Source organism: Ruminococcus callidus ATCC 27760, assembly GCF_000468015.1.
Taxonomy (GTDB): Bacteria; Bacillota; Clostridia; order Oscillospirales; family Ruminococcaceae; genus Ruminococcus_C; species Ruminococcus_C callidus.
In genome coordinates this window covers 95,019-112,736 of the sequence record NZ_KI260480.1, presented here as the reverse complement: position 1 = coordinate 112,736, position 17,718 = coordinate 95,019, and the positions used below count along the sequence as shown (strand labels likewise).

Annotated in this window: 15 protein-coding genes; 2 read left to right on the top strand and 13 right to left on the bottom strand. The window is 53.3% G+C overall.

Features of this window, described 5'->3' with window-relative positions; all coding sequences use genetic code 11:
- Positions 1 to 511: 511 nt before the first annotated feature.
- Complete coding sequence (locus tag RUMCAL_RS13150; protein ID WP_021683465.1) at positions 512 to 2,227, top strand: phospho-sugar mutase; 1,716 nt, start codon at positions 512 to 514, stop codon at positions 2,225 to 2,227.
- 118 nt (positions 2,228 to 2,345) lie between these two features.
- On the opposite strand, the gene ispE is transcribed toward RUMCAL_RS13150, so the two are convergent.
- From ispE to trpE, 10 genes are all read right to left on the bottom strand, one after another.
- Entirely contained in the window at positions 2,346 to 3,197 is an 852-nt protein-coding gene (gene ispE / locus RUMCAL_RS13145; protein WP_021683463.1) for a 4-(cytidine 5'-diphospho)-2-C-methyl-D-erythritol kinase, read from the bottom strand.
- On the bottom strand, positions 3,185 to 4,375 hold the full coding sequence (locus tag RUMCAL_RS13140; protein WP_021683462.1) for an aminotransferase class I/II-fold pyridoxal phosphate-dependent enzyme: 1,191 nt from the start codon (positions 4,373 to 4,375) through the stop codon (positions 3,185 to 3,187). Before RUMCAL_RS13140 ends, ispE begins: the two co-directional genes overlap by 13 nt.
- A gap of 27 nt (positions 4,376 to 4,402) precedes the next feature.
- Complete coding sequence (locus RUMCAL_RS13135; protein ID WP_021683461.1) at positions 4,403 to 4,885, bottom strand: Lrp/AsnC family transcriptional regulator; 483 nt, start codon at positions 4,883 to 4,885, stop codon at positions 4,403 to 4,405.
- 41 nt (positions 4,886 to 4,926) lie between these two features.
- Entirely contained in the window at positions 4,927 to 5,772 is an 846-nt protein-coding gene (locus RUMCAL_RS13130; protein ID WP_051343866.1) for a histidinol-phosphatase HisJ family protein, read from the bottom strand.
- 320 nt (positions 5,773 to 6,092) lie between these two features.
- Positions 6,093 to 6,887, bottom strand: coding sequence for a tryptophan synthase subunit alpha (gene trpA, locus RUMCAL_RS13125; protein WP_021683459.1), 795 nt, complete (start codon positions 6,885 to 6,887; stop codon positions 6,093 to 6,095).
- Positions 6,880 to 8,067, bottom strand: coding sequence for a tryptophan synthase subunit beta (gene trpB, locus RUMCAL_RS13120; protein ID WP_021683458.1), 1,188 nt, complete (start codon positions 8,065 to 8,067; stop codon positions 6,880 to 6,882). The genes trpA and trpB overlap by 8 nt, the downstream gene beginning before the upstream one ends.
- Position 8,068: 1 nt before the next feature.
- Positions 8,069 to 8,674, bottom strand: coding sequence for a phosphoribosylanthranilate isomerase (locus RUMCAL_RS13115; protein WP_021683457.1), 606 nt, complete (start codon positions 8,672 to 8,674; stop codon positions 8,069 to 8,071).
- A complete protein-coding gene (gene trpC, locus RUMCAL_RS13110; RefSeq protein ID WP_021683456.1) occupies positions 8,671 to 9,456 on the bottom strand; it encodes an indole-3-glycerol phosphate synthase TrpC in 786 nt (261 codons plus the stop codon). Before trpC ends, RUMCAL_RS13115 begins: the two co-directional genes overlap by 4 nt.
- A gap of 9 nt (positions 9,457 to 9,465) precedes the next feature.
- Positions 9,466 to 11,100: a bifunctional anthranilate synthase component II/anthranilate phosphoribosyltransferase gene (locus RUMCAL_RS13105; protein ID WP_021683455.1), complete on the bottom strand. Its 1,635-nt coding sequence runs from the start codon at positions 11,098 to 11,100 to the stop codon at positions 9,466 to 9,468.
- The gene (trpE, locus tag RUMCAL_RS13100) at positions 11,097 to 12,563 is read right to left on the bottom strand and encodes an anthranilate synthase component I (RefSeq protein WP_021683454.1); all 1,467 of its coding nucleotides are present in this window, start codon (positions 12,561 to 12,563) and stop codon (positions 11,097 to 11,099) included. The genes RUMCAL_RS13105 and trpE overlap by 4 nt, the downstream gene beginning before the upstream one ends.
- Positions 12,564 to 13,084: 521 nt before the next feature.
- On the opposite strand from trpE, the gene RUMCAL_RS13095 reads away from it, so the two are divergent.
- On the top strand, positions 13,085 to 13,909 hold the full coding sequence (locus RUMCAL_RS13095) for a hypothetical protein (protein WP_040648231.1): 825 nt from the start codon (positions 13,085 to 13,087) through the stop codon (positions 13,907 to 13,909).
- Here the strand turns inward: RUMCAL_RS13095 and RUMCAL_RS13090 are convergent, their stop codons facing one another.
- Genes RUMCAL_RS13090 through RUMCAL_RS13080 form a run of 3 tightly spaced genes read right to left on the bottom strand, consistent with a single transcriptional unit; the run spans position 13,910 to position 17,333 of the window.
- Complete coding sequence (locus tag RUMCAL_RS13090; protein ID WP_021683451.1) at positions 13,910 to 14,926, bottom strand: aromatic acid exporter family protein; 1,017 nt, start codon at positions 14,924 to 14,926, stop codon at positions 13,910 to 13,912. It lies immediately after the preceding gene.
- 15 nt (positions 14,927 to 14,941) lie between these two features.
- Positions 14,942 to 16,552 carry a potassium/proton antiporter gene (locus RUMCAL_RS13085; RefSeq protein WP_021683450.1) on the bottom strand — a complete coding sequence of 537 codons (1,611 nt, stop codon included), beginning with the start codon at positions 16,550 to 16,552 and terminating at the stop codon, positions 14,942 to 14,944.
- Between the two features lie 40 nt (positions 16,553 to 16,592).
- Positions 16,593 to 17,333, bottom strand: a complete 741-nt coding sequence (locus RUMCAL_RS13080) for a ComF family protein (RefSeq protein ID WP_040648229.1) — start codon at positions 17,331 to 17,333, stop codon at positions 16,593 to 16,595.
- Positions 17,334 to 17,718 lie beyond the last annotated feature (385 nt).

Genomic DNA, 17,718 nt, shown 5'->3' with positions numbered 1-17,718 from the left:
GTGAACTTTTCTTGAACAACTTCAACCGCTAACTATCGATCTCCCGATCCGTTTCACGGCTCCCGTTGTCCTTTATTCTCTCAACTCTCGCTCTCGTGCGACAGCTTTATTATTATACCATGCGTTTTCGCATTTGTCAAGTAAATATCTGTAAAAGAATTTTGCAAAAAACTATGCAAATCGCACAAGCAACGGTGCTGCCATCATATAAGACAATGTACAACACTATTATATGGATATAGTAAGAGCCCGCCCATGGCCCAAACACAAATCAGATTTTCCCGCAAAATCATAGCGTAACTTTGCTGTTTTTTTGTTTTCTGAAAAAATTCACGTTTGCACGAAAAAAAATCGTTGCATCTTGACAGAGAATGTGGTATAATAAATGCAGTTTGGGTGTGTGATTCTTATAAGGCTACACATTCCGGTATCGCAGCCGCCCGTCTATGGGTGTATTTTCGCGGTATTGTTCCCTGATTATTGTAAATTGTTTTCATGGAGGTATCCTATAATGACGGAAAAAGAATTGTATCAGCAGTGGCTGGAGCATGCAACAGAAGATGCCGATCTGCAAACGGAATTAAAAGGAATCGCTGGTGACGACGCTGCGATCAGTGACCGTTTTTATCGGGATCTGGAATTCGGTACCGGTGGTCTGCGGGGCGTTATCGGTGCAGGCACCTATCGTATGAACATTTATACAGTACGCCGTGCGACACAGGGTCTTGCCAATTATGTCAAGTCCGCTTTCGAAGCACCCAGCGTTGCCATTTCCTATGACAGCCGTATCAAATCCGATGTTTTCGCAAAAGCTGCTGCAGAAGTTCTGGCTGCAAACGGCATTCGCGTACACATCTATACAGAACTGATGCCGACCCCGATGCTGTCCTATGCAGTTCGTGCACAGAAGTGCAGTGCCGGTATCATGGTTACCGCCAGCCACAACCCTGCAAAGTACAATGGTTATAAGGTATACGGCAGCGACGGCTGTCAGATGACCATTGATGCAGCCAACGCCGTTCTGGCAGAGATCAACGCTCTGGATATGTTCACTGGTGTCAAGCACACCAACTTCGACGAAGCAATGGCTTCCGGCATGATCTCCTACACGCCGCAGTCTGTCATTGATGCTTATTATCAGGACGTTCTGAAGCAGAGCCTGAATCCGGAACTGTGTGCAAAAAGCGGTCTGAAAATCGTTTACACGCCGCTGAACGGTACCGGAAACAAGCCGGTTCGCCACATTCTGTCTGCAATCGGCATCAAGGACGTAACTGTTGTTCCGGAACAGGAAAATCCGGACGGCAACTTCACCACCTGTCCGTATCCGAATCCGGAAATCCGCGAGGCTCTGGAATGCGGTCTGAAACTCTGCCGCGAAGTAAAGCCGGATCTGCTGCTGGCAACCGATCCGGACGCTGACCGTGTTGGCATTGCAGTTCCTGACGGCGATGACTATGCACTGTTCTCCGGCAACGAAGTCGGTGCAATGCTGCTGGAATACATCTGCCAGCAGAGAACCGAAAAGGGCACTATGCCGAAGAACCCGATCGCAGTCAAGACAATTGTTACCACTGATATTGTCAATGCCATTGCCAAGGAATACGGCGTGGAGATCATCGACGTGCTGACCGGCTTCAAGTTCATCGGCGAACAGATCGGCTTCCTCGAAGCCAAGGGCGAAGAAAACCGCTACATTTTCGGTTTCGAAGAAAGCTACGGCTATCTGGCTGGTTCCTATGTCCGCGACAAGGACGCAGTTGTTGCCTCCATGCTGATTTGCGAAATGGCTGCTTACTACCGCACCAAGGGCATTTCCATGATCGAAGCCCGCAAGCGTATGTACGAGAAGTACGGCGTATATGTACACAGCCAGCACAGCTTCACCTTTGAGGGCGAAAGCGGCATGATCGAAATGCAGAAGATCATGGCTAAGCTGCGGGAAGAACACCCGACTGAGATCAACGGTCTGAAGGTGCTCCAGTTCGACGACTACCAGACCAGCATTTCCAAGAACCTGACCACCGGTGAAAAAACAGAGATCACCCTGCCGAAGTCCAACGTACTGGCATTCTCTCTGGAAGAAGGTGCAAAGGTTGTTATTCGTCCGTCCGGTACAGAGCCGAAGATCAAGGCTTACTACACCGTCACAGCGGACACTACCGAAGCTGGTGCAGTCAAGGAAAAGGCTCTGGACACTGCATTCAGTGCAATGATTCTGAACTAATTTCTGCAATTTGTAATTTATAATAGCAAAAAACGCCCTGTGTCAACTGATTTTCGTTGACACAGGGCGTTTTGTATTTTCTTAGGCAATACCGCACAATCTTTGTGCGGGATTGCCCTTATAATGTGTGACAAACTTCCGCAAACGGTACCTGTTTCCACAGAACTGCACAGGCAGATTCCGCAGATTCCCGATTCGGGAACAAGCCGAACACTGCCGCACCGCTGCCGGTCATGACACTGCAAAGTGCCCCCTGTTCCAGCATGGTGCTGCGAATCTGCTGTACTTCTTCCAGTTCCACCGCCAGTTCAAACAAATTACCGCAAAGCGGAGCAATTTCCGCAGCAGTTCCGCCGGCTTCCAACGCCTTTCGCAGCTGCTGCACTGGTGGGTGTTTCGGATTTTGCAGGGCATCGATTGCCCCGTATGCCTGTGCCGTGGATACGCCTGCGGTACCCTTGGCGATTACCAGACAATCTGTGGAAAACAGCGGCAGCGGTTCCAGCTTTTCTCCGATGCCAGCCCCATAGGCAGTGCCGCCGTAAAGGAAAAACGGCACATCTGCCCCAAGTGAAACTGCAATTTCCAGCAGCTTTTCCTGCGGCAGAGCATTCCCTGTCAGTTCCTGCAATGCCAGCAGCACCGCAGCACCATCTGTACTGCCGCCGCCCATACCGGCTTCCATAGGAATCCGCTTGAGGATCTGTATCTGCACACCGGACTGCAAGCCGGCTGCCTCCCGATACCGCTGTGCCGCTTTCCACGCAATATTTTTCGGGCTGCACGGCACTGCCGGCACATCACAGGTCAGTGTGATTTCCGGTGATTCCGTCATGGCAACTGTCACCGTGTCCGCAATAGAAACTGCCTGAAACACGGTTTCCAGAAGATGATACCCGTCTGCACGAGTGCCTGTAATATCCAGCCCCAGATTGATTTTTGCCGGAGCCGTTCTGGTTACTGCTCGCATTGATTTTCCCCCTGATGCCGCTGGACAAAACGTTCAATGCGAACCAGTGCTTCCTGCAAATGCTTCAGTGAGTACGCATAGGAAACACGCACAAAACCCTCACCGCTTTCTCCGAACGCATTGCCCGGTACCACGGCAACTTTTTCTTCCTGCAACAGCGTTTCGCAGAATTCCTCACTGGTCATGCCGGTGCTTCGGATACAGGGGAACATGTAAAACGCTCCCTCCGGATTAAAGCAGGTCAGACCAATGCGGTTAAAGCCGTCTACCAGCATGCGGCGGCGGCGGTTGTATTCGTCCACCATTTTCTGCACTTCCTGATCGCATTCCCGCAGTGCCACAATAGCGGCATACTGGCTCAATGTGGGAGCACTCATAATGGCATACTGGTGAATTTTCAGCATCTGTTTCGCAATCGGTTCCGGAGCACAGACATAGCCCAGCCGCCAGCCGGTCATGGCAAATGCTTTCGAGAAACCGCTGACATAAATCGTCCGTTCCCACATGCCGTCGATTTCGGCAATAGAAACATGCTTTCTGCCATAAGTCAGTTCCGAGTAGATCTCATCGGACAGCACCAAGATATTAGTATCCCGCAGAACTTCCGCAATCGCCTCCAGATCTTCTCTGGTCATAATGCCGCCGGTGGGGTTGTTCGGATAGGGCAGGATCAGCATCTTTGTGCGTTCTGTGATATGGGAACGCAGCTCCTCCGGTGTCAGCTTGAACTTGTTTTTCAGCTTGGTGGAGATCGGCACTGCTACACCGTGCATCAGTTCCACGATCGGTTTATAGCAAACGAAAGACGGCTCTACGATCAGAACTTCATCTCCCGGATTGACGGTTGCACGAATCGCAAGATCGATCGCCTCCGAACCGCCCACTGTAACCAATGTTTCGTTTTCCGGATGATAAGTCAGGTGGTACTTGCGGTTCAGATAATGACAGATCTCTTTTCGCAGATCTGCCATACCGGAATTGGCAGTGTACACCATGCGTTTCCGTTCCAGACTGTCCACGGCAGCTTTTCGTACTGTCCACGGTGTCTGAAAGTCCGGCTCTCCGACACCCAGACTGATCACGCCCTCCATCATGGCAGCCAGATCGAAAAATTTCCGGATACCAGAGGGCTTCATTTTCTTTACCTGATCTGAAAGAAGCGTGTCATAATTCAACACGAGTTTTCTCCCCTTTCCTGTCGGACATCACGGGAAATAGTAGCCCCGTTCGTCCTTTTCTTCGCCTTCAATAATGATACCTTTTTCCTTGTATTTTTTCAGTACAAAATAGGTCGCAGTGGACAATACGCCTGCCAGCGTTGCCAGCCGCTGCGAAACAAACATGGAAACGTCTTTCACATTAGTTCCCCGCACAGTCACGGAAAGGTCGTAGGCACCTGCCATCAGAGCAATGCTCTCCACCTCGTCATACTGCATAATGGTATGGGCGATCTCCTCATAGCCGCTGTCCCGCTGCGGGGTAACACGCAGTTCAATGATTGCCGTTACCATGTCCTTGTTTGCCAGTTCGTCATCTACAATGGCACTATAGCCCTTGATCACGCCGTCATTTTCCAACGCTCGGATCGCGTCGGCGACTTCTGCTTCTGTTGTGTCCAGCATAACCGCCAGCTCCGCGTTGGTGAGTCGGGCGTTCTGCTGCAATAATTCCAGTAATTGTTCTTTCATGAGAAACCCAGCCTTTCCTGAAAAATAATTTGAAAAACCAGTCAAAGTGTGATATAGACCGGTTTTCGTTGTACAAAATAGCAGGCTCGTGTGAAGCCGGCAGCCTTTGCCAGTTCCACCCCCTCTGCAATGCCTTTTGCCAGATCTTCTGCACAGTGTGCGTCAGAGCCAAAGGTCAGCACCTCGCCGCCCTGTTCCCGATAGAGTTTCAGGTATTCCAACGTAGGAAACGGCTTGCCGTACTTCTGCCGATAGCCGGAAGTGTTCAGTTCAATACCTTTGCCGTTTTCCGCCAGTGCCCGAAAGCAGCAGCGAATCTGTTCCAGATACGGTTCCAGCGGCACGGGAATTCCTGCTTCCCCTTCGATATAGCGAAGCGGGTAGGTCAGGTGTCCCAGCACGTCAAACTTTCCCCAGCGGCAGATGTCATAGAGTTGGTCGAAGTACTGCTCCATGAGAGCCGGAATGTTCTCCTGTGAATAATCCAGGCAGAAGAAATCCGGTCGATCCAGCAGTTCATGCAGCGAGGCAATGATAAAGTCCAGCCGTACATCTGCTCCAACAGCAGCCGACAGCCCGAAATCTGCATTGGGCTGCCCCATTTCCATGCCGCACAGCAGTGTCAGACCGGCTGCAGCTGCCTGTTCCTTTGCGGCAGTGACAGCTTCCAGCGATCGTTCCAGCACGGCGGCATGGTCAAAGATCTCCCACTCGTTCCGCGGCAGGGTATTGTAGTGTGCCTGCGGAAAATAGCGGTTCATCTCCACATGTTCCGTGAAGGCCAGCACCGGCAGCCCCAGCTTTTTCGCCTGTTCCACATGTCCGGCAACCGTGCCCGAACCGTCGGGAGAAATGCCGGTGTGGGTGTGGCAGTCCATTGGCAGCATACGCATTCCCTCCTGTATACAAAAAAGGCTTTCGCCGCCAAATGGGACGAAAGCCTTCGTGTTACCACCCAAATTCAGAAGTGCTGATGTACAGACACTTCCCTCGTGCTCCTTTAACGCAGGAAATACGTTTCGGTTTCCCGAAACAGCTCCCGGACAGCACCTGTGCCCCAGCCGGAACGTTCTCACCAGACACGCCCTCTCTGTGCAGCTTCCGCAGCAGTCACTCCGTTCATCGCTGAAAAAAATTATCGATAGTTATAGTATAGCAGATTTCCGGTGGGTTGTCAATCTTTTTTTGAAAATTATCACCAGAAAGCTTACGCGTCCAGTGCGTCACGCAAGCTCTTGGTAAATGCCCCGATCTCCTTCGGTGCATCGCTACCGTACTGTTCCACCAGCCGCACAACGGCACTGCCGACAATCACGCCGTCGCAGTACTGACTCATCTCCCTGGCTGCTTCCGGACCGGAAATGCCAAATCCTACAGCACAGGGAACCTTTGCGTACTTGTGGATCTTCTCAAAGAATGGTGCGAAATCCGTCTGGAACTGGCTGCGAACACCAGTTACACCGTTGGAGGATACACAGTACAGGAAACCGGTTGCTTCCGAAGCGATCATCTGGATACGATCTTCACTTGCCGGTGTTACAAGACTGATGTTGTGTACATTGTGGGCATCTGCACTGCCCTGAATCTCGTCTTTTTCCTCAAAGGGAATGTCCGGTACAATGACACCGTCAATGCCGCATTCCTCACAGAGTGCGAAAAAACGGTCGGTTCCGAAACAGAAAATGGTGTTCAGGTACATCATCAACAGCAGCGGCACATCGGTTTCTTTCCGCAGACGGCGTACCAGATCGAAAATACCCACCAGAGTGGTACCGTTCCGCAGGGAGCGTTCGCTGGCACACTGGATCACCGGTCCCTCTGCGATCGGATCGGAAAACGGTACGCCCAGTTCGATCAGGTCTGCTCCGTTTTTCGCCATTTCCAGCACTGCCTTTTCGGTGCAGTCATAGCCGCCGTCACCAGCAGTGATAAATGTGATCAGGGCTTTTCTGCCCTCTGCCTTGCACTGTTCCAGTCTTGCATCAATCTTATTCTTAGTCATCAATCTTCACTCCTCTGTATTCTGCAATCTGCTGCATGTCCTTATCTCCTCTGCCGGAAATATTGATGATCATGATCTGATCGGGTTTCATCTCCGGTGCGATCTTCAGTGCCGCAGCCACAGCATGGGCAGATTCGATTGCCGGAATGATGCCCTCTGTGCGGGACAGATATTCCAGAGCCTGTACAGCTTCTTCGTCAGTGATCGGCACATATTCCGCACGTCCGGTCTTATAGAGGTTTGCGTGCTCCGGTCCGATACCCGGATAGTCCAGACCAGCGGAAATGGAGTAAACCGGTGCGATCTGCCCCTCTTCATTCTGAAGGAAGTAGGACTTCATGCCGTGGAAAATGCCGAGGCTGCCCTTGGCAACTGTTGCAGCGTGCAGCTTGGTATCAATACCCTTTCCGGCTGCTTCCGCACCCACCAGACGAACGCTCTCGTCCGGAATGAAATCGTAGAACATACCCATTGCATTGGAGCCGCCGCCGACGCAGGCAACCACACAATCCGGCAGTCTTCCCTCTTTTTCCATCAGCTGTTTCTTGGCTTCCTCGCCAATGACCTTCTGGAAATCCCGCACCATGGTCGGATACGGGTGCGGTCCCATGACAGAGCCGATCAGGTAGAAAGTCGTGTCAATATTGGTTGCCCAGTCACGCATCGCCTCGTTGATCGCATCTTTCAGAGTTGCAGTGCCGTTGTCCACGCTGTTGACCTTTGCACCCAGCAGTTCCATACGGTATACGTTCAGCCGCTGACGGCGAACGTCCTCTTTGCCCATATAGATCTCGCATTCCATATCAAACATTGCACAAGCAGTTGCAGTTGCCACGCCGTGCTGTCCGGCACCGGTTTCGGCAATGATCCGCTTCTTGCCCATTTTCTTTGCCAGCAAGATCTGTCCCAGCACGTTGTTGATCTTGTGTGCACCGGTGTGGTTCAGGTCTTCCCGCTTCAGGTAGATCTTGCAGCCGCCCAGATCTCTGGTCATGCGGTCTGCATAGTACAGCATTGACGGTCTGCCGGCATAGTCCCGCAGCAGTGTCCGGTATTCTTCCAGAAATTCCGGATCATTGCCGTATTTCGCATAAGCTTCTTCCAGTTCATGCACTGCATTCATAACGGTTTCCGGCACATACTGCCCGCCGAAAATACCAAATCTTCCTACCTTGCCCATGTTATACACCTCGTATTATCGTTACAATTCGCTTCATTTTTGCATAGTCTTTTACACTGCCGGTTTCGATGCCGCTGGAAAAGTCCACGCCGTCCGGCTGTACCCTGGCTGCGGCTTCTGCCACATTCTCCGGTGTCAGTCCGCCAGCCAGCAGAAACGGCTGTGCCGGTTTTGCTCCGGCGATCAGTTCCCAGTCTGCGGTAATGCCCATGCCGCCAGCTTTGCCCTCCAGAATCAGCTGGTCTGCTCCCAGCTGCCGAGCTGCCTGTATATCGGCGGCAGTTTGCACCTGCACCGCTTTCCATACCGGTAAACCGGTACGCCATCGCACACCGGAAACGATCTCTGCCGTTTCACTGCCGTGCAGCTGTATCACGTCCAGCGGCACCTGTTTCAGCACCTGTGCAATGTGCTCCGGCGTTTCGTTGACGAACACGCCGACTGCAGCAATGCTGCGGCTTTTGGCTTTTACCAGCTGTTCTGCCGTTTCCGGCGAAATCGTCCGGCGAAATCCTGATGACAAGATCATGCCCAGATATTCCGGCTGGAGTTCGTTGCAGAACGCCACATCTTCCAGCCGCCGGATTCCGCAAAACTTGATTTTCATACGCCCTCCCGCAGCTGGTGCAGCGTTCCGGCAATATCATCGCTACGCATCAGTGTTTCTCCGATCAGCACCGCATCTGCTCCCAGCTGCCGCACCATTTGCATATCGGCATTGTTCCGGATACCGCTTTCCGATACAAACACTGCCTGCTCCGGTGCAAAGGGTTTCAGCTTTGCCACGGTGTCCAGACTGACTTCAAAGGTTTTCAGATTCCGGTTGTTCACACCCAGAATCTGCGGTTCCAGAAATGCGATCTGTTCCAGTTCCTCCTGATTGTGCACCTCTACGAGAACTTCCAGCCCCAGCGAATACGCCAGCCGGTACAGTTCCGCCAGCGTTTCCGGCGGCAGCACGGCGGCGATCAAAAGCACTGCATCTGCCCCAATGGCAGCCGCCTCGTAAACCTGATATGCATCAAAGAGAAAATCCTTCCGCAGGACCGGCAGAGAAACCACCTGCCGGATCGCCGTCAGATATGCGGACGAGCCTTGAAAGTAATGCTCCTCCGTCAGGCAGGAAATGGCACTCGCTCCGGCGGCTTCATACGCCTTTGCAATTTCCACCGGCTGAAAATCTGCCCGAATCAGTCCCTTGGACGGGGACGCTTTTTTCACTTCACAAATGCAGGACAGCGTATCCTGCCGCAGTGCCGCTTTCAGAGAAACCGGCTTTCGCTCCGCCAGTGCCTTTTCCGCACGCTTCTGCATTTCTTCCAGTCCGTAGGCAGCCTTTTCCCGTTCCAGCTGCCGGGCACGATACTTCATGATCTCATCTAAAATCATTTCCGCACCTCACACATTCCGATTGGTGAATTCCACCAGCTGCTGTAACTTTGCCAACGCCCTGCCGCTGTCGATCTGCCGGGCAGCCAGCTGAATGCCGTCTGCAATGGTGGCTGCCTTGCCGGACACATACAGGGCACAGCCGGCGTTCATGAGAACGATATTCCGCTTTGCCCCCTGAATGGAGCCGTCCAGAATGCCCCGTGCGATCTTGGCGTTTTCATCTGCCACGCCGCCGACAATTTCCGACTTGTCTGCCCGCGGGAAGCCGAAGTCCTCCGGAGCGATCTCATACTCTGTGATTTTGCCGTCCCGTACCTCTGCCACGGAGGTCTTATCGCAAATGGACACCTCATCCAGCCGGTCGTTGCCGTAGACGATCATCGCATTCTTGATGCCCAGCCCCATAAGCACCCGTGCCATTACCGGCAGCAGTGCCTTTTCGTATACGCCCAGAAGGATATAATCGGTCGATGCCGGATTGGTCAGAGGTCCCAGCACATTGAATACGGTACGGATCCCCAGTTCCTTTCGTGCCGGAGCCACGTACTTCATAGCACCGTGATAACTCTGTGCAAACAGGAACGAGATACCGATCTCCTGAATGGAAGCCTTTGCCTGCTCCGGTGTGGTCTGAATCTTCACGCCCAGACTTTCCAGCACATCTGCCGCACCGCTTTTACTGGAAACACTCCGGTTGCCGTGCTTTGCCACCGGCATGCCTGCCGCAGAGATAACAAAGGAAGATGTGGTGGAGATGTTAAACGAGTTCGCCAGATCGCCGCCGGTTCCCACGATCTCAATGGAGTTCTCGCAGCCGGTGACATGCTTGGCCTTCTGCCGCATGCCCTTGGCAAAACCGGTGATCTCTGCAATGGTTTCGCCTTTCATGCGGAGAGCCACCAGCAGACCGGCGATCTGTGCATTGGTCGCACTGCCGCTCATGATGATGTCCATTGCGTCCTGTGCTTCTGCTTCTGTCAGATCCTTGCCGTCGGTCACCTGTGCGATATACTTTTTCAGTTCCGTCTTAGGTCGTTCTTCCACAATGGGCGGCAGCGGCACAGATACGTCCGGAATCAGATTCAGGAAGTTTGCCAGCATACGCTTACCATCGCCGGTCAGCAGGGATTCGGGGTGGAACTGTACGCCATAGGTCTGGGTTTCCCGATGTTCCAGTGCCATGATCTGTCCGTTCTCGTCCCGTGCAGTCACTTTCAGGCATGCCGGAAAATCCGATTCCTGTGCGATCAGAGAATGGTATCTGCCGCAGGAAACCGTCTTGGGCAGTCCTGCAAAAATGGGGCAGGTCATATCCAGTACCATCTGGCTTGCCTTGCCATGCATCAGGTGGGAAGCACGGACAATTGTTCCGCCGAAAGCTTCACAAATGGACTGATGTCCCAGACACACGCCCAGCATCGGAATCTTGCCGTTGAAGTGGCGGATCGCCTCCATGGTGATGCCGGCATCTTTCGGGTATCCCGGTCCCGGAGAGAGGATCAGTGCCTGCGGGTGCAGAGCTTCGATCTGCTCAATGGTGATCTCGTCGTTGCGAACTACCTGAATGTCACGGTACAGTTCACCGATATACTGATACAGATTATAGGTGAACGAATCATAGTTATCAATCAGTAAGATCATTGTTCTGCCTCCTTAATGGCATTGATGACTGCCAACGCCTTGTTGACGGTTTCGTAATACTCATTTTCCGGCACAGAATCTGCCACAATACCGGCACCCGCCTGTACATATGCCTTTTCGTTGGCAAACAGCACGGTGCGAATTGCAATACAGGTATTGATGTTTCCGTCAAATCCCAGATACCCTACGGTGCCGCCGTAAAGTCCACGCTTTTTGTTCTCGAACTGGTCGATCAGTTCCATAGCACGTACTTTCGGAGCACCGGACAGCGTTCCTGCCGGCAGAATCGCCATGAGTGCGTCCAGTGCGGTCTGGTCTTTGCGAAGCTTGCCCTCCACATCAGAAACCAGATGCATGACTTTCGATGCACGTTCTGTCACCATATATCTTGTCACTTTTACGCTGCCGAATTCGGAAACCTTTCCCACATCATTTCGTCCCAGATCCACCAGCATGGTGTGCTCTGCACGTTCCTTCGGGTCTGCGGCAAGTGCCTTTTCGTTGGCGATGTCTTCTTCCGGTGTCCGCCCTCTGGGCTTGGTGCCGGCAATTGGACGGTTGTGAATTACACCGTTTGTCACCTTTGCCAGCATTTCCGGTGAAGCCCCTGCCACGTCATATTCCGGTGTGTGGAAATAGTACAGATACGGTGACGGGTTCGTGGCACGGAGTTTCCGGTAAACGGAAAAGCTGTCCGGCGGATTGCTGATCTCGAACCGCTGGGAAAGCACGATCTGGAAAATATCGCCGTTCCGGATATACTCCTTTGCGTCCCGTACCATCTGGCTGTACTGTTCCTTGGTGAGGTTGGAGCGTACCACAGCCTCTCCGTGATGCTGCCGTACCTGCGGCTGCGGATTATAGTGGCGGACAATGTCTGCCAGTTCTTCAGCTCTCCACTGTGCCGCCGCGTACTGTGCTCCGAGATCACCGTCCGTGTGCAGGTTTAGAATGACAATGCCGTTGCTGGTGAGGTGGTCGTATGCCAGCAGTTCCTCATACAGGAACAGATGGCAGTCCGGCATGTGAATGTCATCTTCCGGCACATGAGTCAGTTTCTTTTCCATGTAGCGGACGGTGTCGTATCCGAAATAGCCGATCAGACCGCCGGTGAAATTGGGAGCACCCTCCAGCACCGGAGAGCGATATGCTGCCATGCGTTCTTTCAGAAAGGCAATAGGCTGTTCCACTTCTTTCGTTTCGATCTTGTCACCAGTGCGGATCTCTGCGGTATTACCGGTAATGCAGATCTCCTCTTTCGGGGAAACGCCAACAAACGAATACCGGTCCCACTGCACACCGTTGCTGACGCTTTCCAGAATAAACGAATTCCGGCTGTCTTTCGAAAGAGCCGCGTAGATGTTCAGCGGGGTCTGATTGTCGGCAGAAAACTCATAGAACACGGGAATGGTGTTATACTGTTTTGCCAGTGCCTTGACTTCCTCCAATGATGGTTTTAACATGACGCATTCACTCCTTTATGCAAATAAAAAAAGCCTGATGTCCCACACCTATGGGACGTCAGACTTGTTGTCTACGTGTTGCCACCCAAATTCAGAAACGATAAGCATTCGTTTCCCTCTTTTCAGATACGCCGTATTTACCGGATATATCTTCCTCCCGATAACGCAGGAGATGCGGCATCAGGTACTGGGGCATCTGCCCGTTCGCCTCGCTTCTCACAAACCCATTCACCAGACAGCGTATACATCGGGATTCCACCACCCCCGACTCTCTGTGCTACCGTTTTGCCGGCTACTTACTTTTGCTCATGGAATTTAACTGCCTTCAGTATACGCGAATCCACCGGATTTGTCAAGGCGTTTTGCAAAATTTTCGCCAATTTCATCATTCTGCACAGTTTCAACAGTTTACTTCAAATCAGAATCCACAAATCCGAAAGCGTTTCTGCATATCCATGCTGCTGACTCGCATATGCTTGGACAACGCCGCCAATGAATCTGATTTTGTCAGGAGGTCTTGTATGTTTCGATTTTCCAGTTTGTTTTCCGTGTTCTGTGCCGGCTGTTTCTGCACGCTGACTGTTCAGCAGGTACCGGCGTGGAGTGAAGCCGCACTACCCCGTACACAGGCAATTGCCCCCGATGTGAGCACTGCCGTTCGTGATACGGTGCCGCTGTCTGCCCCGCCGGTTTCCACAGCCGCTGCTGTTCCGGTCTGCACGACAGAATCTGCTGCCGCTGTCCCGCCGCCGACGGCAACACCGCTTACAACAGCACCGCCGCTCGCAACCAGCGGCACATCTCTCGAAACCACAACGGAAACCACAGCGACAACTACTTCAACATGCACCACAGTTATCACCACAGAAACCACGGCGGTATCTACAGAAGCACCGCAGACACCGCCGGAAACAGATTCATTTTTTCAGGAATACGATACCGCATTCAAAGCCTACATGGACTACCGCACCATTACGGACACCAGTTCCGAACAGTACGCCATACAGCAGAATGCGTGGACAGACAGCCGCGGGCTGCGGCGAAGCTGTGATGACTATCTGGTTGCCATGGGGACAGGCTGGCTGACAGAGGGCTGCGGCGACCGGTTTCAGGTGACGTTGGAAAGCGGCTCTGTGTTTACCGTCCGCGTGGGCGACATCAAGGCAGACCAGCACACCGACAGCACCCACCGCTACCGCAGCTGTGCAGACGGTGCCAACGTGCTGGAGTTCATTGTGGAAACCGAATCGCTCTCCGATGCCGCCAGAACCGCCGGAACGGTTTCCGTCTATCCGGAATTGTCCGGCAACATTGCCGCGATCGAACCGATCAGTACCGCACAATAATCATGCCTGCATCAGCCGTTCGAACATCTGCTTGCGTTCCTGCTCCGGCAGGGTCAGATAGAACTGCCGCTTGATCTGTAGAAAAGACTGCAATTCTGTCAGAATGCTGTAAAGAATTGCACGGTTCTCAAAGCTTTCCCGCGTGTCCGGCAGTTCGTCCTGCCGGTATGCCGCGTACAGGGATTCCAGCTGTTCCAACAGGGCAGAACAGTCGTTTCCCTCATGGAAATGCATCGCAATATCTGCCAGAAATGCGGACAGCGGTTTCGCCTGTTCCGGCACCTGATTCAGCCGCAGCAGCTGACGGTAGATCACCTGCAACACGCGGCATTGTTCCCGCCGCATCTCCACATACCGCATAAAATAAATGTCGTCCTGCCACGTCTGGTTTTGCAGGAATGCGTCAATCTCCTGCCGCAGTTCGCCGGAGAGCCGTTCGGTTTCGGCAAAGCAGCTGTCCCCGTAGCCGGTATGGTCTGCCTCCAGGAGCCGCATGGACATGCGTTCCAGAATCCCGCGGATCTCCTCGTCCAGTTCCCGCTGCATGATGTGAATTTTCCCCAGATTCCGCGGCATGAACCAGTTCAGGCAAACGCCGATGCCGCTGCCGATGACCAACAGTAGCACTTCATTCCCCACCATGTGCAGAGTGACACCGCCGGCAAGCATGTAGTGGGTTGCCATGACGGCGTTGATCGGCGTGGCATCGTCCATGCGGAAGCTGTAGCAAATCAGCAACAGCAACAGCAACACGATGCCGAATGCCCACGGTGCTGTGCCGCAGAAATGATAGATCGGCAGGCAGAGCAGCGTCATCATTGCAAAGCCGCTGAACCGCCGCACACTGCTCATGACAGTTTCCCGTCGGGTGTTCTGTACAGTCAGCAGCGTGATGATACCGGCAGAAGCGGCATTCTGCAAGCCAAAAGCTTCTGCCAGCAGAATCGCCGCCACGGCTCCGGCAGCAATTTTCAGTGCCTTGAGCCAGTTTACATGTTTCGGAGTCCACTTTTTCAAATTCTCTCACATCTTTCAAGCAGTTTTTTCGGAGCAGTACATGACCAGCACATCACCGGCAAGAATTTCCGTGCTTCCCTGCGGGATCACCGTTTCTTTTCCGCGGCGGATATGGATCACCAGCTCTTCTTTTGGCAGCTTCAATGCTGCCAGTGTCTTGCCGTTCCAGTCGTGTTCCGATGTAATTTCCAGTTCGTTCAGCTGGATATGCCGCAGCTTTTCGCCGCAGTGTCCGGCAGCCAGCACCGCCACATCACCGGCACAGAGCACGGTATCTCCCCGCGGTGCCAGACAGTCGCCACCGCGAAGGACTGCTGCCAGAATAGTTTCCGGCGGCAGTGTCAGGGTACTGACCGCAGCCCCTACCCAGCTGTTTCCCGCCTCCAGCGGCAGACGCAGCAGCTGTAGTTCCTTTTCTTCGGTATAGTCGGTAAAGGTTTTCAGAACGTCTGTGGAATCGTCCAGCATGTGCAGCTTTCGGGAAACCAGCGGCAGCAGTGTCCCTTGCAGGGCAATGGAAAACAGCACCACACAGAATACCAGATGAAACAGATCGTATTGCAGATGTACGCCGCTTGCCACCGCGGTCAGGGCAAAGATCGCAGACGTTGCTCCACGCAGTCCTGCCCATGAAACCAGAAGCTGCTGCGGCAGTTTTGCCCGAAACGGTGTCAGCAGCACGCCCACGACCAGCGGACGTGCCACAAATGTCAGCACCACCGCGATCGCCAGTGCCGGCAGGATCACGCTCCCCAGCTTCGACGGCGTGCAGAGCAGCCCCAGCAGGAAAAACACCATCAGCTGCATAAATCCCGTCACGCCGTCAAAAAAATGCACCTGATTCTTTTTGTTGGGAATCTTCTGGTTGCCCAGAATGATGCCGGCGATATAGGCACTCAGATAGCCGTTGCCGCCGATAAGTACCGGCAGCACATAGGACAAAATCGCAATGGCAGCCATAAAAACTGTATCGAAGCCGGACGTTTCAAATCGGAACCGCCGCAGGAAAAAGACCGTGCAGACTGCCAGAACGGCACCGATCCCCACCCCGTAGACGAGCTGGGCGAAAATCATGTACAGCATTCTGCCGGCGGAAATTTCCGTGGTCATCATGGCAAGCACAATGGTAGTCATCAGGTATGCCACAGGGTCGTTACTGCCGCTTTCCACTTCCAGCAGAGAAGCCGTTCCGTATTTCAGATCCAGCTTTTTGGAACGGAGTATGGAAAAGACGGAGGCGGCATCTGTAGAGCCAAGCACTGCCCCCATGAGCATGCCCTCCAGCCAGCCGGTGTGCAGAGCAAACCGGCAGAACACGCCCATTGCCGCAGCTGTGAGGAACACGCCCAGAGTGGACAGCAGCACCGCTTTTCCGGCAACTGGTTTTGCCGCACGCCATTTGGTGCCGAATCCGCCGTAAAAGATGATAAAGATCAGGGCGACGGTACAGAGGGTTTCCGTCAGGGCGTAGTTGTCGAAACGGATATGCAGCGGACCGTCCACGCCGCAGAGCATACCCACGGCAAGAAATGCCAGCAGCACGGGCATGCCGATCTTACTGGTCAGCTTGTTGCAGAGAATACAGGCGATCATCACTAGAGCGAGTAACAGTAGAATCCAATTCATGTCGGTTTCCTTTCTGGCGGGCCATTGTCCGTATCGGAAATCAGCCGTGTGTGGGTTCTTTTGAGGGTGATTTCATTGCAGTTGTGGTCATGGATATGGCAGCCACTTCTGCCGCACCCTGTGCTTTCAGCAAGGCGGCACAGCGGTTCATGGTGCTGCCGGTGGTGAGTACATCATCGCACAGCAGAACCCGCATGCCTTCCAGCGATACCGGAGCGGCAGAAAACTGTTCCACATTTTTATGGCGTTCGGCGGCGGAAAGGGTGTGCTGCGTCTTGCCGGTACCGTTGTCGTGCAGTATGTCCTGCCGGTAGGGAATCCGCGTGACAGCGGCGATCTCCCTGGCAAATACTGCGGCAGGATTACAGCAACGTTTCCGCTGTTTCCGCAGCTGCATGGGTACAGGAATAACCAAGTCATAGCCGGACAGCACCGCATCTTCGGCGATCCGCTGTCCCAGCACGTTCCCGCAGAATCTGCCGAAGTGCAGACTTGCCGCAGACTTCATGGACAGCACACCGGCACGGGCGGCTCCGGTGTATTCTGTCAGAATCGCGGCACGGTCATAGGACAGACCTGTGCCGCAGAAGCAGTCCCGCGGCAGCTTTCCGCAAAGGGGACAAAATGCGTCTGCCGGTTCCGCAGTCACTTCCTGCCGGCAGGCTTCGCAGAGATATTCCCGCCAAGAAATAGAACAGTTACAGCAGGGGCAGCGATTGGGATAGAGCAGATCCAGCAGAAACATCTGCATTTTTCTGCCGGTGGATATGGAAATGGGCATGGGTTCACCTCCGGTCAGGCATTGTGCCGTGTTGCTTTTCGTGTTACTTTTATAGTATACCATATTGAAGTGAAAATTGCAAATATGACAGTTGATTTGCGTGTAATATAAAGATTGTATCACAAAGAAAGTTTGATAAAAAGGATTTCACAAAACCCCTCCACCGGCTTCGCCGGTCCCCCTCGTACTGAGCGGTCCCCTCTGCCCTGCGGGCATCTCCCCACCCCGTGGGGAGTCACCCCTTTCAGGGGAGGCTTATTTTGAAAGTTGTCCCACCACCGAAAAAAGCACGAACTGCCAGATGCAGACCGTGCTTTCTTCCATATTCCAATATGTACAGTTTATAGTTGCTTTTGGCAATACCGCACAAAGAGCGTCTGGCGAC